The organism is Sphingomonas faeni, assembly GCF_023195535.1.
In the GTDB taxonomy this organism is placed as follows: Bacteria; Pseudomonadota; Alphaproteobacteria; order Sphingomonadales; family Sphingomonadaceae; genus Sphingomonas; species Sphingomonas faeni_B.
This window is the reverse complement of the sequence record NZ_JALPNF010000001.1, coordinates 987011-1004115: the sequence shown is the minus strand read 5'-3', so window position 1 is coordinate 1004115 and position 17105 is coordinate 987011. Positions and strand designations below refer to the sequence as shown.

Annotated in this window: 12 protein-coding genes; 9 read left to right on the top strand and 3 right to left on the bottom strand. The window is 67.0% G+C overall.

Translation table 11 applies throughout. The annotated features are described in order from the left end of the window. The first annotated feature begins 1 nt into the window (after position 1). The 4 genes from ftsA (at position 2) to SPHN_RS04170 (ending at position 6646) form a co-directional block, all read left to right on the top strand. Positions 2-1264: a cell division protein FtsA gene (gene ftsA, locus SPHN_RS04185; RefSeq protein WP_132897832.1), complete on the top strand. Its 1263-nt coding sequence runs from the start codon at positions 2-4 to the stop codon at positions 1262-1264. Positions 1265-1377: 113 nt separating this feature from the next. Next, a complete protein-coding gene (gene ftsZ / locus SPHN_RS04180) occupies positions 1378-2967 on the top strand; it encodes a cell division protein FtsZ (protein ID WP_248521353.1) in 1590 nt (529 codons plus the stop codon). 323 nt (positions 2968-3290) lie between these two features. Continuing rightward, positions 3291-5483, top strand: coding sequence for a tetratricopeptide repeat protein (locus SPHN_RS04175; RefSeq protein WP_248521351.1), 2193 nt, complete (start codon positions 3291-3293; stop codon positions 5481-5483). Continuing rightward, a complete protein-coding gene (locus tag SPHN_RS04170; protein WP_248521349.1) occupies positions 5480-6646 on the top strand; it encodes a deoxyguanosinetriphosphate triphosphohydrolase in 1167 nt (388 codons plus the stop codon). The genes SPHN_RS04175 and SPHN_RS04170 overlap by 4 nt, the downstream gene beginning before the upstream one ends. Before the next feature lie 224 nt (positions 6647-6870). Here SPHN_RS04170 and SPHN_RS04165 read toward each other — a convergent pair whose 3' ends face one another. After that, positions 6871-7164, bottom strand: coding sequence for a hypothetical protein (locus SPHN_RS04165; protein ID WP_248521347.1), 294 nt, complete (start codon positions 7162-7164; stop codon positions 6871-6873). A 217-nt stretch (positions 7165-7381) separates the two neighbouring features. Here SPHN_RS04165 and SPHN_RS04160 point away from each other — a divergent pair, with 217 nt between their 5' ends. The 4 genes from SPHN_RS04160 (at position 7382) to SPHN_RS04145 (ending at position 12722) form a co-directional block, all read left to right on the top strand. Then, positions 7382-8893 (top strand): DUF1800 domain-containing protein, encoded by a 1512-nt coding sequence (locus SPHN_RS04160; protein WP_248521345.1) that lies wholly within the window; start codon positions 7382-7384, stop codon positions 8891-8893. 2 nt (positions 8894-8895) lie between these two features. Next, the gene (locus SPHN_RS04155; protein WP_248521343.1) at positions 8896-10050 is read left to right on the top strand and encodes a DUF1501 domain-containing protein; all 1155 of its coding nucleotides are present in this window, start codon (positions 8896-8898) and stop codon (positions 10048-10050) included. Positions 10051-10278: 228 nt separating this feature from the next. Next, positions 10279-12003, top strand: coding sequence for an arginine--tRNA ligase (gene argS / locus SPHN_RS04150; RefSeq protein WP_248521342.1), 1725 nt, complete (start codon positions 10279-10281; stop codon positions 12001-12003). Beyond that, positions 12003-12722, top strand: a complete 720-nt coding sequence (locus tag SPHN_RS04145) for an SPOR domain-containing protein (protein ID WP_248521340.1) — start codon at positions 12003-12005, stop codon at positions 12720-12722. The genes argS and SPHN_RS04145 overlap by 1 nt, the downstream gene beginning before the upstream one ends. Positions 12723-12881: 159 nt before the next feature. On the opposite strand, the gene SPHN_RS04140 is transcribed toward SPHN_RS04145, so the two are convergent. After that, complete coding sequence (locus SPHN_RS04140) at positions 12882-13145, bottom strand: hypothetical protein (protein ID WP_248521338.1); 264 nt, start codon at positions 13143-13145, stop codon at positions 12882-12884. Positions 13146-13208: 63 nt separating this feature from the next. Then, positions 13209-14684: a glycerol-3-phosphate dehydrogenase gene (gene glpD / locus SPHN_RS04135; protein WP_248521336.1), complete on the bottom strand. Its 1476-nt coding sequence runs from the start codon at positions 14682-14684 to the stop codon at positions 13209-13211. 52 nt (positions 14685-14736) lie between these two features. Between glpD and SPHN_RS04130 the strand changes: the two genes are divergently transcribed. Continuing rightward, on the top strand, positions 14737-17097 hold the full coding sequence (locus tag SPHN_RS04130) for a ribonuclease R family protein (RefSeq protein WP_248521335.1): 2361 nt from the start codon (positions 14737-14739) through the stop codon (positions 17095-17097). The last annotated feature ends 8 nt before the right edge of the window (positions 17098-17105 follow it).

The window sequence follows — 17105 nt, the reverse complement described above, 5'->3', positions numbered from 1 at the left end:
CATGGCGAAGGTGGCACCGGAAGGGCTGATCACGGCGCTCGATATCGGGTCGTCGAAGGTTTCGGCGATGATCGCGCAGAAGGGCGACGGGGGCGAGCTGATCGTGCTCGGCACCGGCCAGCGCGAGAGCCGCGGCGTCAAGCGCGGCTATATCGCCGACATGGCGACGACCGAGGCGGCAGTGCGCGAGGCGGTCGAACAGGCCGAGCGGATCGCGGGCATCAACATCGAGAATGTCTGGGTCGGGTTCTCGGCCGGCGGGCTCGTGTCCGACGTCGCCGAGGTCGAGTTCGAACTCGGCGGCCACCGCGTCGAGCAGCAGGATATCGATGCGTTGCTCGCCGCGGGCCGCAACTCGATCGATCCGCAGGGTCGCATGGTGCTGCACGCTCAGCCCGCGCTCTACACGCTCGACGGGCTTACTGGGGTGAAGACGCCGCTCGGGCTGCATGCCGATCGGCTTGGCGTGCACATCCATGTCGTCGCGGCGGACGGTTCGCCGGTCCGCAACCTCGATCTCTGCGTGCGGTCCGCGCATCTCGAAGTGAAGTCGATCATCGCCTCGCCGGTCGCGACAGGGCTCGCCTGCCTCAGCGAGGAGGAGCGTGAGCTCGGCGTCGCGCTGGTCGAGATGGGTGCCGGGATCACCAACGTGTCGCTGTTCGCGGGCGGCATGCTGGTGGGTCTGACCTCGATCCCGATGGGCGCGGCGGACATTACCGACGACATCGCCAGTGCGTTCGGCACGCGGCGGCAGAATGCGGAGCGGATGAAGTGCTTCCACGGCTCGGCCAACGCCAGCCCCCGCGATAATCACGACATGATCCCGGTCATGCCGATCTCCGCCGAGGACGGCGCGGGCGAGGGGGCTCAGATCACCAAGGCGCAGCTGATCGGCGTGATCCGCCAGCGGCTCGAGCATCAGATGGGCGAGGTGCGCAACGCGCTGACCAAGCTGAAGTTCGAGGGGCCGGTCGGGCGTCAGGTCGTGCTGACCGGCGGTGGCGCCGAACTCAAGGGCATCGCCGATTATGCGCAACAGGCGCTTGGCCGGTCGGTGCGGATCGGTCGACCGCGTGGTCTGACCGCGCTGCCGGAAGCGCATGGCGGACCGGCGTTCGCGACGCTAGCGGGGTTGGCCTTCTATGCGGCGACCAACCCGATCGATCTTCGCGGGCTCGCGCCGCAGCGGACGACGGTGCATCGGCCAAAGGGTATGGGCATGGTCCGCAAGTTGATTCAGGCGGCGCGCGCGAATTATTAAGAGTTTCGAAGCGTCTGGCGTTATTTCGGCTGGAACAGGCCGTGACGTTGGTGCACACAGATTAATCAGGGGCCCGGCCGTAGCGTATCTACCGGGTTGTGCGGAGAACGGCGATGAGCATCGAATTCCTTAGTCCCGAAGTGGACGATCTGGCCCCCCGCATCGCGGTGATCGGCGTCGGCGGCGCGGGCGGCAACGCGATCGCCAACATGATGCGGGCCGACGTCCAGGGCGTCGACTTCCTCGTGGCGAACACCGACGCGCAGGCGTTGAAGCAGTCGACCGCACCGCAGCGGATCCAGCTGGGTACCAAGATCACGCAAGGGTTGGGCGCCGGCTCGCGTCCCGAGATTGGTCGCGCGGCCGCCGAAGAGACGATTGACCAGCTCGCCAAGATGCTCGAAGGCGCGCACATGTGCTTCATCACCGCCGGCATGGGCGGCGGTACGGGCACGGGCGCGGCACCGGTCATCGCCAAGGCGGCGCGCGACATGGGCATCCTGACCGTCGGCGTCGTGACGAAGCCATTCGCGTTCGAGGGCAACCGTCGCGCCAAGTCGGCCGAGGGCGGCATCGACGAGCTCCAGAAGTATGTCGACACGCTGATCGTCATCCCGAACCAGAATCTGTTCCTCATCGCCAACGCGAACACGACCTTCAAGGAAGCGTTCACGATGGCGGACGAGGTGCTCCAGCAGGGCGTCCGCAGCATCACCGACCTGATGGTGATGCCGGGCCTCATCAACCTCGATTTCGCCGACGTCCGCTCGGTGATGCAGGAGATGGGCAAGGCGATGATGGGCACCGGCGAGGCGAGCGGCGACAACCGCGCGCTCGAGGCTGCACAGAAGGCGATCTCGAACCCGCTGCTCGAAGGCGTCAGCATGCGCGGCGCCAAGGGCGTCATCATCTCGATCACCGGCGGCGACGACATGCGCCTGCTCGAAGTCGACGAAGCCGCGAATCACATCCGCGACCTAGTCGATCCCGATGCGAACATCATCTGGGGTTCGGCGTTCAACCAGGAGCTCGAAGGCAAGATTCGTGTCTCGGTCGTCGCGACCGGGATCGATGCCGATGCGCGCCCGCCCGAGGTTGCACCCGAGCCCACCCGCTCGTTCAGCTTCGGATCGCGCAAGACGGATGAGACCACCTCGTTCCGTCCGAGTGAGCCGGCTGCTGCGTCGGCCGCGCCCGCTGCGTCGGCCGCTGACGAAGAGCCGCTCGACCTGAACGCGTCGTCGGAAGTCGAGCCGTCGTCGTCGAAGTCGGACGATGAGCTGGTGCTCGGTGCCGAGACGATCGTACCGCAGGCAGCACCTTTGGCCGCGCCCGCGCCGGCCGCACCGGCGCCGCAGCCGGCTCCCGCGCCGCGCGTCTATGGTGACGAGCCCTATGGTCGCGGTCCGATCGCACGTCCGGCCTCGGCATCGGCCGTGCCGCCGGCCCGTGCGCCGATCGCACCCGCCATCCCGGCGCCGACGCCCGCTGCGGACGAGGGTGGCGCGCGTCGCCGCTGGCTCGCGCCGGGTGCTGAAGCGGCTCCGGAAGCGGTTCCGGCCGCACCGCGCGTGAAGCTGGGTGGTACGCTGTTCGAGCGCATGTCCAACGCGGCCCGCGGCGCGGCGAAGGAAGACGGCGAAGCGACCCCGCAGGATCCGCTCGACATCCCGCGCTTCCTGCATCGCCAGAACAACCAGTAAGCGGCTTTGCCGTTCTCGGGTTAGGGGGCGGCAAGCTAGTTCTGGGCGTAAACGATCCGAAAATCCTCAGTCATGCCGGGCTCGTTCCGGCATCCACGGCGCCGCATACTCACCGACCAGAAATGCGCGGCACGGTCGACCCCGGAACAAGTCCGGGGTGACGGGGCGTTTGGGACGAAGTCCGCTCCGAACCAACAGACGCGCCGCATGACTGCACGACCGCTTCCAACCCATCGTTCGTCGCCGTCTCACCCCGGTTCGCCGTGACCTGCGCATCCAAACATTGCCGGTTCGATCCGGCTGGGGTCTAGATAAACGCTCCGATGAACTGCTCGTCCAATCATCTCCTGACTGCCGCGCTGGCGCTCGTGCTGGCCGCCGTGCCGTGCGCGGTTGGAGCGCAGGAAGTCGTGCAGGCGATCCCGGGGACGACCGATGCGGACAAGCTGGGTGATCTGATGCGCCGGGTCGCGAGCAATCCGCGCGACGTCGATGCGCTGATCCGGGCGGGCGACCTATCGATGGGGCTGGGCGATCTGAGCGGTGCCGCGGCATTGTTCGCACGCGCCGAGAAAGTGAACCCGCGCGATGGTCGGATCAAGGCGGGGATGGGGTCGATCCTGGTCCGCTCGGAGCGGCCGGGCGAGGCGTTGCGCTATTATGCGCAGGCGGAAGCCCTCGGCCTCGACCCGCGGAATTTCGCGGCAGATCGCGGGCTCGCCTACGATCTGATCGGCCAGCAGGATCGCGCGCAGCGCGATTACCGGGTCGCGCTCCGCAATGCGCCGGATGACGAGACGATCAGACGCTATGCGCTGTCGCTGGGCATTTCGGGGAAACCGGAACTCGCGATACAGCAGCTCAATCCTTTGCTGCTCAAGAGCGATCGCGGTGCATGGCGCTCGCGCGCGTTCATCATCGCGATGAACGGCGACGTCGCGGGTGCCGAGAAGATCGCGACCACGATGATGCCCGCCGGTACCGCGCAGGGTCTGCAACCGTTCTTCCAGCGCCTGCCGACCCTGCCGGCGAGCGACCGTGCGTTCGCGGTGCATTTCGGTGAGGTCCATGCGACGCCGGCGCGCCTGGCGGATGCGCGGATGGCGCCGCCGCTGGGCATCCTCGCCGCCGATCCGACCGCGCCGGTGATGATGGCTGCGGCGCCGCAACCGGTCGTTGTCGCCGCGTCCGGCAAGAGCAAGCGTGGCCGTCGCAGCAAGCCGGGCCGGACCGAGATGGCCGCGACGACGCGCGCCACAACGCCGGTCCCCGTTGTAGCGACGCCTACTCCGACCACCCCCGCTCCGACTATTCCCGCTGCGGTCGCACCGCCGGTTCAACTCGCGTCGTCGTCGGTCCCGATGGTGCAGGCCTTGCCTGCGCAATCGACAGCGGCACGTGTCGCGACACCACAGCCGACCTACCGTGCACCGCAAGTCGCGCAGACCACCACCGTCGCGTCGCAGACACCGGCACCGGTTGCAGTTGCACGCGTCGCACCGACCTCGACGCCGGTGCCCACCTCCGCGTCGACTTCGACAGGGGCGCTGCCCGCGACCACGGTCACGCAGATGGCGGCTGTGCCCGCGGGGCGGATTCAGTCCGAAAGCAACACGCGCGTGGCCAATTCGATCGCGGTCGCGTCGACGGGTACGACGGCTAAGCCGGTAGCGCCCAGCCCCGTGACACCGGCCCCGGTGCAACAGGCCTCGGTCCAGTCGCCACCCGTGACACCGGCGCCGGTGCAGCAGGCTTCGGTCCAGCCACGGCCGGTTCAGCAGGCGAGTGCAGCACCGCTACCGACCCCCGGGTTCTCCGCAAATGGAGCGACGACGACTACGACGCCGGTCGAGGTTGCCGCGGCGATGCCGCCGCGCGCAGTGGCGGCGAGTGAGGATACGATCCTCGCGCGGATCGTTGCCGGGTTGTCGATCCCGGCGTCCGAACTCGATGTCGCGCCGATGCGCCCCGCGCCCGTCGTGACGCAGGCCGCAGTGCCGGTCTCCGACGACGCCGAGCGCGTGCTCGCCGAGGCGAAAGCAAAGCTCCAGCGCGATGCGGCGGCAAAGAAGATCGCGGCCGAGCAACTCGCTGCCGACAAGAAGGCTACCCTCGACAAGAAGGCGGCGGCGCGCAAAGCCATCGCCGACAAGAAGGTGCTAGCCGAGAAGAAGGCTGCCGCCGCCGAGAAGCTTGCTGCCGACAAGGCTGCGGCCGAGGAAAAGCGGATCGCGCGCGCCAATCCCGAACGCATCTGGGTGCAGGTGTCGACCGGCGCGACCGAGGGCGATCTGCCCAAGGCGTGGAAGGGTGTGAAGGCCAAGGCGCCGGCCGTGGTCGGCAGTCGCAGCGGCTGGACAACTCCGTGGAAGGCGACGAATCGCGTGCTGGCCGGGCCGTTCAAGACCGATGCGGAGGCGCGCACCTTCGTCAATCACCTCGCCAAGGAAGGCGTTTCGACGTTCAGCTTTACCAGCGAACCGGGCCAGGTCATCACGAAGTTGCCGTCGAAGTGAGTTACCGCGCGCCCTGGGCTTCAGACCCGGCGCGCAGCAAAGGACGGCTTCAAGAAGAACAGAACGGGTCCGTCCGTGGCCCTCGCGATGCCTTTCAGCGCGACCGAGACCGGATCATCCACTCGATCAGCTTCCGTCGCCTGCGGCACAAGACGCAGGTGTTCATGGCGCCGGACGGCGATCATTTCCGGGTACGCCTGACGCACAGCCTGGAAGTCGCGCAGATCGGCCGGACGATCGCGCGGACGCTGGCGCTGAACGAGGATCTGACGGAGGCATTGTGCCTGGCGCACGACATCGGCCATCCACCGTTCGGCCATGCCGGCGAGGATGCGCTGAAGGCGGCACTGACCGGACAGGGTGGGTTCGACCACAATGGTCATACGCTGCGCACGCTGATGACGATCGAGCGGCCGTATCCGATGTGGAACGGGCTCAACCTGACCTGGGAGACCCTGGAGGGGCTGGCCAAGCATAACGGGCCGGTGCGGCATCCGGGTTGGGCGCTAGCCGCGGCGGATGCGGAGTTTCCGTTGGCGCTGACCAGTTTTTCGTCGCTGGAGGCACAGGTCGCGGCGATTGCGGACGATATCGCGTACGACAATCACGACATCGACGATGGCTTGCGCGCTGGACTGTTGACGCTCGACCAAATGCTGGCGGTGCCGCTGGTCGCGAGCGGCTGGGACGATGTCCGCCGGCGGTTCCCGGACGTTGCGCCGAAGCGGCTGGTCGGCGAACTCGTCCGCACGCAGATCGGGACGATGGTCAACGATCTGATCGCCGAAACCCGTCGGCGGATCGCGGCGAGCGGCGTTGCGAGCGTCGACGATGTCCGTGCCGCCGGGCAGTGCCTGGTCGGGTTTTCGAGTGAGATGCGCGAGGCTGAGCGTGATCTCAAGCGCTTCATGTATGCCAATCTGTATCATCACCCGCGCCAGTTGGCGGCGGCGGATGCGGCACATGGCATCGTGTCCGGACTGTTCGCGGTGTATCGCGACGATCCCGCGACGATTCCCGAGGAGTGGCGCGAGCGGCTGCCGTCGTATGATCCCGACCGTAGCCGGCATATCGCGGATTTCATTGCGGGGATGACGGACAGGTATGCCGTATCGCGCTACCGCGAACTGGTTGGCCCGATCGATCTGCCTGAAGGGTTCTGAGTCCGATACGGCGCTTATCCTCCCCCGCTAGGGGGAGGTGGCTGGCTCTTGCCAGACGGAGGGGGCGGGAAGGGCAAACCGAGGTTCCGTGTCCGCCCCCTCCGTCGCTTCGCGCCACCTCCCCCTGGCGGGGGAGGATTGCGGATAAGTGGCGGCTCTAACGCAAATCGGCGGCCGGACCGTGGTCCGACCGCCGATTGTACCATCGTCGATGTTAGCGACGTTTAGCGCGTGACCGAAGCGATGCCGCCGGCTGCGCCAGTGGCTTCGGCGGTCTTGAATGCGACCGGGACGCCGCCCGACACACCCGATACGCGATCGCCGCGGACGATCAGGTGGAACTTCTGGCCCGACGGGTAGCGACGACCGTCGATGACCTGGCGTCCACCGTCCTGGGTCGAGGTGTAGACATAGGTGCTGCCCTCATGGACGAAGCTCTGCTTGGACTCTGCGGCCATGCCGATCGTCGAGGTGAGGGCGGCGGCGGCTGCTGCGATGATCTTGAAACTATTGCGCATGATCGTGTCTCCCGCGTTGTGCGTCGAGCCAAATCAGGTCTTCTCCCAACTCTCGAGTCGGGTGGATATTGCAGTGCAGCATGGGTCGCAATTGCAAAGCCGGCGATCATGGTTGCGCACGCTGCAACGACGTATCGACCTATCGATGCGGTGAACCGTGGCGATGACATAGTTGCGCGACATCTCAGGCGCATAGCCGACATGAAGGAGAGGTATCGTGTCTGCTTCCAGTATCGCGCTCAATCGGTTCGGCCTTGGAGCGAGGCCCGGTGACGGCGTTTCGAGCGATTCGGCGAAATGGGTGCTGGCGCAGTGCGAGCGCTTCGACGCCCGGCCCGCGGCGATCGCCAGCGCTCCGTCGACGTCGAGCGTTTCGGCGACCCTGGCGACGTATTTTGCGCAGCAGAGGATGATCAGGGCGGAGTTCGGACCTCGTAGGCCGAAACCGGCGCCGAGCACCTCTACGCCGATGAAGGCACCCGCCATGCCAGCCACGATGGCCCAACCCGCTATGCCGGATACAGCCGCAGACAATCCCGGCGAAGCCGCCCGCCGCGCCGCGCGGCAACTCGCCGGCAAGCAGAGTCGCGACGATTACGGCGGCGCGGTTGCGGCCCGGACGATCGCTGCGCTGACGAGCGATGCGCCGTTCGTCGAGCGGCTCGTGCATTTCTGGGCGAACCATTTCGCGGTTTCCACCGACAAGCTCGAAGTCACCGGGCTCGCCGGGCCGATGGAGTTCGAAGCGATCCGCCCGCACGTCCTCGGCAATTTCGCCGACATGCTGAACGCGGTCGAGCATCATCCGGCGATGCTGCTGTATCTCGATCAGGCCGTATCGGTCGGCCCCGACAGTCCGTTCGCCGCGCGCCGACCCCGGCGACGTACCGGCCTCAACGAAAATCTCGCGCGTGAAATCATGGAGTTGCACACGCTCGGTGTCCGCAGCGGGTACACCCAGGGCGATGTCACCGAATTCGCGCGGGCGATGACCGGCTGGACGGTCGCGGGGATCGGTCGCGGGCCCGGTGCGCGCATGCAGGACGATCGCCGACAGGACGATGCCCGGCCGGGCGCGTTCGTCTTCCTCGCCGACGTGCATCAGCCGGGCGACCGGATGGTGATGGGCAAGCGCTATCCCGCGGCAGGCGAGGCGCAGGCGCAGGCGGTGCTGGCCGATCTTGCGGTTCATCCGGCGACTGCGGCCCACATCGCGACCAAGCTCGCGCGGCATTTCGCGGGCGACACGCCGCCGACCGCGATGGTGAAGCGCCTCCAGGCCGCGTTCCTCGAATCGGGCGGCGACCTGCCGACTGTCTATCGCGCGTTGGTGGCGTCCCCGGAAGCTTGGGTGACGCAGCCGGTGAAATTCAAATCGCCGTGGGAATGGTATGTCTCGACGCAGCGCGCGCTCGGCACGACCATGGTCCAGCCCGGCGTGACGGTGGGCATGATGAACCAGCTCGGCCAGCCGGTGTGGAAGCCGGGGCAACCGGTCGGCTACGACGATATCGCCGCCGCCTGGGCTGGACCCGACGCGATCCTGCGCCGCGTGGAGGCGGCGGAGCGGTTTGCCGCGCGTGCCGGGCCGGTCGATGCTCGTGCGCTGGCGCCGACGCTGTTCCCGGCGTCGCTCAGTCCTGCCACCACGCAGGCGATCGCCCGCGCGGACAGTCCGGCGCAGGGGCTTGCGTTGCTGCTCGTCGCCCCCGAATCCATGCGGAGATAGTCATGCTCGACCGTCGTTCCTTCCTCTCGACCGGCACGCTCGGCGTGCTGGCGTCCGCCTTCGCACCGCGCATCGCCTTCGCACGGGCCGCGACCAACAAGCGGTTCGTGTTCGTCATCCAGCGCGGGGCTGCGGATGGGCTCGGCACGATCGGTGCGGTCGGCGATCCCGCATTCGCCGGGGTCAGGGGTGATCTCGCGGCCGACTTCGCCACGGGGACGAAGCTCGACGGCATGTTCGTGTTGCATCCGGCGATGACGGCGAGCGCGAGTCTCTACAAACAGGGGCAGGCGCTGTTCGCGCACGCGATCGCCTCGCCTTACCGCGATCGATCGCATTTCGACGGGCAGAACGTGCTCGAGACGGGTGGCGCGAGTGCGTACCAAGTGCGCGACGGGTGGCTGAACCGGCTGCTCGGCGTGCTGCCCGCGGAGGAAGCGCGCGCGATCGCGGTGGCGGCGACCGTGCCGATGGCGCTTCGCGGCCGGCGTGAGGTGGCGTCCTACGCGCCGTCGAACCTGCCTGACGCGTCGGACGACCTGCTGCAACGCGTGGCGATGCTGTACGACGGCGACCGGCAATTGCATGCGCTGTGGAGCGAGGCGATGGCGACGCGCCAGCTGACCAGCGATCTCGGCCAGGACGGTGGCCGTAATGCCGCGGCGACCGGCGCGCTCGCCGCACGGTTGCTGAAGCCCGACAATGGCGCGCGGATCGCGATGATCGAGACGGGCGGCTGGGATACGCATACCGGCCAGCGCGGGCGGCTCGCGGCGCAGTTGAAGGGCCTCGATGCGATGGTCGCGTCGCTGCAGGCGGGGCTGGGGCCGTTATGGGCGGACACGATGGTGCTGGTCGCGACCGAGTTCGGGCGGACCGTCGCGGTCAACGGCACCGGCGGCACCGATCATGGCACGGGCACGGCGGCGATGCTGTTCGGGGGCGGCGTGAAGGGCGGGCGGGTCGTGTCCGACTGGCCAGGCCTCGCCCCTGCTGCGCTGTACGAGGCGCGCGATCTGAAGCCGACGATGCAGCTGGATGCGTTCATCGGCGGGGCGGTGTCGTCGCATTTCGGCATCGAGCCGGCGCGGGCGATGGCGGCGCTGTTCCCGGTAAGCGCGAAGACCGCGGCCATTGAGGATTTGGTGCGGGTTTAAGGTCGTTCCTTCCATCTTGCCGCGACACACTTCTGTTCCCTCGCGAACGCGGAGGCCCAGGATTTAGCGCGGTGCCCGTGGTTTAGCTGGGCCCCCGCGTCCGCGGAGGACCTTTAAAGCTTTCCATTGTGACGGACGGGAACTGACATCCTCCCGCAGCGGGATTAAAATTGAGCGCCGTGCCGCTATGGTCTAGAGCGCGCGCTTCCTTGTGATACCGGAATTGCCATGACGCTCTACGCCCGTTTCGCCGCGCATATCGATGCGGCGCTCGACACGCTGACCGCGGCGGGGACGCTGCCGACGGGGCTCGACCGCAAGAACGTGACGGTCGAGCCGCCGCGCGACACGAGCCACGGCGATCTCGCGACCAACGCCGCGATGGTGCTGGCCAAGCCCGCCAAGACCAATCCGCGCGTGCTGGCCGATGCGCTGGTCGTCGAGCTGTCGAAGCTCGAGGACGTCGCGTCGGCGAGCGTCGCCGGCCCGGGCTTCATCAACATGAAGCTGACCGACGACGCCTGGCGCGCCGAACTCGCGGCGATTCCCGCGGCGGGCGCCGAGTATGGCCGGTCGACGCAGGGCGCAGGGATCACCGTCAATATCGAATATGTCTCGGCCAACCCGACCGGACCGATGCACATGGGGCATTGCCGTGGTGCAGTGGTCGGCGATGCGCTCGCCAGCCTCCTCGAATTCGCCGGGCACCGGGTGATCCGCGAATATTACGTCAACGACGCGGGCGGCCAGGTCGACGTGCTCGCGCGCTCGGTCCACCTCCGCTACCGCGAGGCGCTCGGCGAGACCGTCGAGATCCCCGAGGGGCTGTATCCCGGCGACTATCTCGTCCCCGTTGGCCAATCGCTCGCGAAGGAGTTCGGCGACCGCTACGTCGGCGCGCCAGAGAGCGAATGGCTCGCCGTCTTCCGCACGCAGGCGGTCGCCGCGATGATGGTGATGATCCGCGCCGATCTCGCGCTGCTCGGGATCGAGCATGACGTGTTCTCGTCAGAGGCCGAACTGCAGGCCGCGAAGAAACCCGAGGCAGCCGAGGCGGAGTTGCGCTCGCGTGATCTCGTCTATGACGGTGTCCTCGAAGCGCCGAAGGGCGAGACGCCCGACGATTGGGAGCCGGTCGAGCTGCCGCTGTTCCGCTCGACGCAGTTCGGCGACGACCAGGATCGCCCGATCAAGAAGTCGAACGGGTCCTGGACCTATTTCGGCGCAGATCTCGCCTATCATTTTCAGAAGAGTCAGAGCGCGGACCAGCTGATCGACATCTGGGGCGCGGATCATGGCGGCACCGTGAAGCGGATCGTCGCGGCGGTGGCGGCGCTGACCGGCGGCAAGACGCGGTTCGACGTGAAGCTGGTCCAGATGGTCCGGCTGCTGCGCAACGGCGAGCCGGTGAAGATGTCGAAGCGCTCGGGCAATTTCGTCACGCTGGCCGACGTCGTGCGCGAGGTCGGCAAGGACGTCGTACGCTTCACGATGCTGACGCGGCGGTCCGATGCACAGATGGATTTCGACTTTGCCAAGGTGGTCGAGGCATCGAAGGACAACCCGGTTTTCTACGTCCAGTACGCGCATGCCCGCATCGCATCCCTCCATCGGCGCGCGGAAGAGGCGGAAATTACGCCGATTGCGGCCGATTTGTCCCGGCTTGATACGGACGAACTTGCGCTCGTGCAGCTCGCGGCGCAGTTTCCACGGCTCGTCGAGATCGCCTCCACTGCGCGCGAGCCGCATAGAATCGCGTTCTATCTCTATGACTTGGCGGCGGCGTTCCATGCGCTGTGGAATGTCGGCAACGACCGTCCCGATCGCCGCTTCCTGGTGATCGAGGATCCGCAGGCCACGGCCGCACGGCTTTTCTTGGCGTCCGCTATAGGGCAGATTATTCATAATGGCCTCGCCATCATGGGTGTCGAAGCGGTTTCGGAGATGAAGTGATGGCCGACGACATGGATCTGCGCGAGGAAGACCGGCTCCCCTGGCTCGAAACCGTCGAGCCGGACGAGCGGGATACGGTCGGCATCGGCCGCGTGATCGCGCTGGTAGTGCTCGGGCTGGCCGTGCTCGCAGCGATCATCTTCGGCATCTACAAGCTGCAACAGCGCGCACCGACGGGCGACGGCCAGCTGATCGCCGCGCAGGAGGGCGATTACAAGGTCAAGCCAGACGACGCCGGCGGCCTGAAGGTCAAGGGCGAGGGCGACTCGGCCATCGCGACGAGCGCGGGCAAATCGGGCAATGGCGCGATCGACCTGCGCGGCGTGCCGGAAGCCCCGGTCGACGGCAAGCGCGCGGTGGCGCCCAAGACCTCCGACGTGGCAGGTCGCAACGCCGTCGCACAGGTACCGGCCTCGAGCGGCCGTCTGGTCGCGGCCGCACCGATGGCGCCGTCACGCTCGGGCACCGCAGGCGCGGCGACTGGCGGCTCGCTGGTGCAGCTCGGTGCCTATCCGAGCGAGGCCGTCGCGAACGCGGCCTGGACGAATTTCTCGAAGCGCTTTGCGTATATCGCGGCACTCGGCAAGTCGGTCCAGCCGGTCGCGACGGGCGGACGCACCTTGTATCGCCTGCGCGTGAATGCCGGGAGTGCGAACCAGGCGGCGGACATCTGTGGTCGGTTGCGCGTTGCTGGCGAGACGTGCTTCGTAGCAAGTTGATCGAGGCAGTGGGGCCGCATATCGTGCGGTCCCACCGATAAAGCCGGGTTGCACAACGGTCTACGCGACCTTCAACAGCACTGGTCGCCGCGTCCGCACGCTACCTTAGAGCTTGTCGCCTCGATCCGGGACCGGTGCCCCCAAATCTAGCTGCGAGGTCTAGCGGCGGTGCTTTCCACCGTATTTCCGTCCGATGTAATCACCGATTTGCGCAACTTCGGCGGCGGCGGCGCGGGCACCGTTCATCTGGCAGGGCAGCGGGTCGCTGGCGTGATCGCTGGCACGGCGACTCACTGTGTCGCAAAGCTCCTCGATATCCGCGCGGGACAGGACGTTCTTTTCGCGCAACAGACAAATCAGGCTTTGCAAGATGACCAGATTTTTGTCCTCGGGATCAGTTTGGAGGTCTGGGTACGGTGCCATTAGGGGTCTCCTCTCACGGTAAACCGAGGATATGCCGAATGGGCCAACAAGCAAGCTGTAAGATTACGCTGGGTAAATCCTCTGCCACCAGAGGTCGAAGGCCTGGTTCTGTGCTGTGCTCATCCTCAGTCCAATTTTGCTGCGGCGCATTAATGCATCTTCGGGTATCCTCGCCCATTCGCGATCGTGCATCCAGCGTGCCTCGATCTCCGTCAGGCCATTACCAAGGTCTGCACCGAGTCCTGCGGCGTCGGTGACGTCCGCCAGCATCTGGTCGAGCAAGGCGCCATACGCACGTGCCATCCGCGCGCTGCGGGCATCGCCGAGGAACGGCCACCGGGCTCGGACCTGCGCCAGGTAGATAGGAAAAGGCGGGATTGCCCCGCCAGGGAAAGGCCGGCTCCGGGTCATGGGACGGACCGCTTCGCCAAGCGCCGGCGCGATCTTTTCCATGGCTTCCTCGGCAAGATGGCGCGCGGTCGTGATCTTACCGCCGAACACCGACAGCAAGGGCGCTGCGCCGGTGTCGCCAAGCGTATCGAGTTCGAGGACATAGTCGCGCGTTACGGCCTTCGCCTCGCTCGCACCGTCATCGTATAGCGGCCGCACGCCGGACCAAGTCGAGGTGACGTCGGCGGGGGTGATCTGACGGATGAAATGCTGGTTCGCAGCGTCGCAAAGGTAGGCGATTTCGCCCGCGTCGATCACCGCATCTTCGGGGCGGTCGACGGGAATGTCGGTCGTCCCGATTTCGGTCTGGCCCTGATACGGGATCGCGAAGACGATGCGGCGGTCCGCAAGCTGCAGGATATACGCATGGTCGCCTTCGTACAGCTTGGCCACGACGATGTGGCTGCCCTTGACCAGCCGGACGCCAGCGCTGGCGTTGATCCCGAGCCGCCCGAGTAGGTCTGCGACCCACGGCCCGGCGGCGTTGACCAGCGCGCGGGCGGTGACGTCGCGATCGTCCGACAGCTTTGCGCGCCAAAGTGCGCGGTCGCGGCGCGCGGTGACGAGTTCGGTGCGGACTGCGATTTCGGCGCCGTTGTCGTGCGCGTCCACCGCGTTCAATACGGTGAGCCGGGAATCGTCGACGAACGCATCGGAATAGACGAAGCCGCGCGCGCCGTTCTTGAGGGGGGCGGTATAGGCGGTGTCGCTCTTGCGCAGGCCACGGGACCGCTTCAGCGTCATCCGGCCGCCGAGCCAATCGTAGAGGTACAGGCCGAGCCGGACCATCCACCAGGGGCGCACCGCGTTCTCGTGCGGCAGGACGAAGCGCATCGGGCGGATGATGTGCGGCGCGGCCTTCACCAGGCGTTCGCGTTCGCGCAGTGCCTCGGCGACCAGCTTGAAGTCGTAATATTCGAGGTAGCGCAGGCCGCCATGGATCAGCTTGGTCGATGCGGACGAGGTTGCGCCGGCGAGGTCGCCTTTCTCCACCAGCAGCACCGACAGGCCGTTCAGCGCAGCCTCGCGGGCGATCGCGGCGCCGTTGATCCCGCCGCCGACGATCAGAAGGTCGTAACTTTGCGTCATGCGAGCAGCTTAGCCGTTTGGTAATGGCGGGCCTACCGCCTATCTCTAGCCCATGTACAAACCAAAAGCCGGTCTTCCGACGCGCGAGCAGATCCTCGACTTCATCGCCAATTCCGACGTGCCCGCGGGCAAGCGCGAGATCGCCAAGGGCTTCGGGCTCAGCGCGCGGGACAAGATCGGGCTAAAGGCGCTGTTGAAGGACATGGCCGACGAGGGGCTGATCGACAGCGCCCCCGGTCGCGCGTTCCACAAGATGGGTGGCATCCCTAAGGTGACGGTGCTGCGGATCGCGGACGTCGATGACGGCGGCAATGTCTGGGCGGTGCCCGAGCGCTGGGAGGCCGAGGGCATCCCGCCGCCGCGGTTGCGCGTGCGCGAGCGGAAACGTGGGGCGCTCGGGGTTGGCGAGCGGATCTTGGCGCGGACCGAGGAGGCTGGGAACGGCTGGATCGCGCATCCGATGAAGGTGCTCGCGCCTGCCTCTGAACAGGTGCTCGGCGTGTTGCGCGAAGAGGCCGGGCGGTTGTGGCTGACGGGGGTCGACAAGCGCGAGCGGCGCGAATTCGCGGTGGCGGATGCGGGCGGCGCGGCGCCGGGTGATCTCGTATTGGCGGAACTCGCGGGCAAGCCGCCCAAGATCGCCGCGCGCGTCGTGTCGAAGCTGGGCGATCCGTTTGCGGCGCGCAGCTTCTCGCTGATCGCGATCCACAAGCTCGGCATTCCGGACGTGTTCTCGCAAGAGGCACTCGACGAGGCTGAGCGGGTTTCGAAGTTGCCGCTGGGGGAGGGGCGCGAGGACCTGCGCGACCTGCCGATCGTCGCGATCGACCCTGAGGATGCGCGCGATCACGACGATGCGGTGTGGGCGGAGGCGGATGACGATCCTGCGAACGCTGGCGGATGGAAGGCGATCGTCGCGATCGCCGATGTCAGCTTCTACGTGCGGCCCAAGTCCGAGGTCGACCGCGAGGCGCGGCGGCGCGGGAACTCGGTGTATTTCCCCGATCGCGTCGTGCCAATGTTGCCCGAGATCCTGTCGGCGGAGGTGTGTTCGCTGAAGGAAGGCGCGGATCGTGCCGCGCTCGCGTGCCATTTGCGGATTGGCAAGGATGGTTCGCTCAAATCTTGGCGCTTTACGCGCGCGGTGGTGCGGATCGCGGCGAACCTGGCGTATGAAGAGGCGCAGGCGATCATCGACGGGATGGCCTCGAACGATGCCCTCCTGTCCGACGGATCTATCTCGTCCGACAGCCCCAGCCCGTCACCCCAGCGAAAGCTGGGGTCTCCCTCCACAGAGGACGCCCTCGCGGAAGGAAATCCCAGCTTTCGCTGGAATGACGGCCGGGTAGATGACGGGCGTGTGGTTGCATCGCTCGTCCCCCTCTGGGCCTGCTGGCATGCGCTCGCGAAGGCGCGTGACGCGCGGGCGCCGCTCGATCTCGACCTCCCCGAGCGCCGTGTCGTGCTCGACGAGAAGGGCCGGATCATGTCCGTATCGCCGCGCGAACGGCTCGACGCACACCGGTTGATCGAGGATTACATGATCGCTGCCAACGTCGCCGCCGCCAAGGCGCTGGAGGCGAAGAAGGCGCCGGTGATGTACCGAATCCACGAGCCGCCGAGCCGCGAGAAGTTGGCGGCGCTGAAGGAATATCTCGAGACGTTCGACGTGCCGTTCGCGCTCGGGCAGGTCGTGCGGCCAGCAACGTTCAACCACATCATCGAGCGGATCGGCGATGCGGACTTCCGTCCGCAGGTAATGGAGCAGATCCTTCGCACGCAGACCCAGGCCTATTACGCGCCCGGCAATCACGGGCATTTCGGGCTGAGCCTCGGCAGTTACGCGCACTTCACCTCGCCGATCCGGCGCTATGCCGATCTGCTCGTCCATCGCTCGCTGGTGTCCGCTTACGGCCTCGGCGAGGGCGGGTTGCCGGCGGACGACGCGGTGAACATGGAGTCGGTCGGAGAGATCATCAGCCGGCTCGAACGCCGGGCGATGGAGGCGGAGCGCGACACCACCGACCGCTATGTCGCGGCGTTCCTTTCGGAGCGCGTCGGGCAGGTGATGGATGTGCGGATCACGGGCGTGACCAATTTCGGCTTCTTCGCGACGGTCGAGGGGATCGGCGGCGACGGCCTGATGCCGGTGCGCGATCTGGGCGGCGAGTATTTCCGCTTCGACGAGGGCGCGCGGACGCTGACCGGCGAGCATAGCGGCGACGTCTTCGCGCAGGGTCAGACGCTGGAACTGCGGTTGGCGGAGGCAAACCCGGTGTCGGGGGCGCTACTCTTCGAGATGCCCGAGGGGAAGGGGGCCGCCCCTCCCATGCGCGGCGGACGCAAGCCGGTGCGCGAGATCAAGCGGCGGGGGCGTCCGGCGAACATCCGCCATCAGGGCAAGCGGCGTTAGGATTTGCG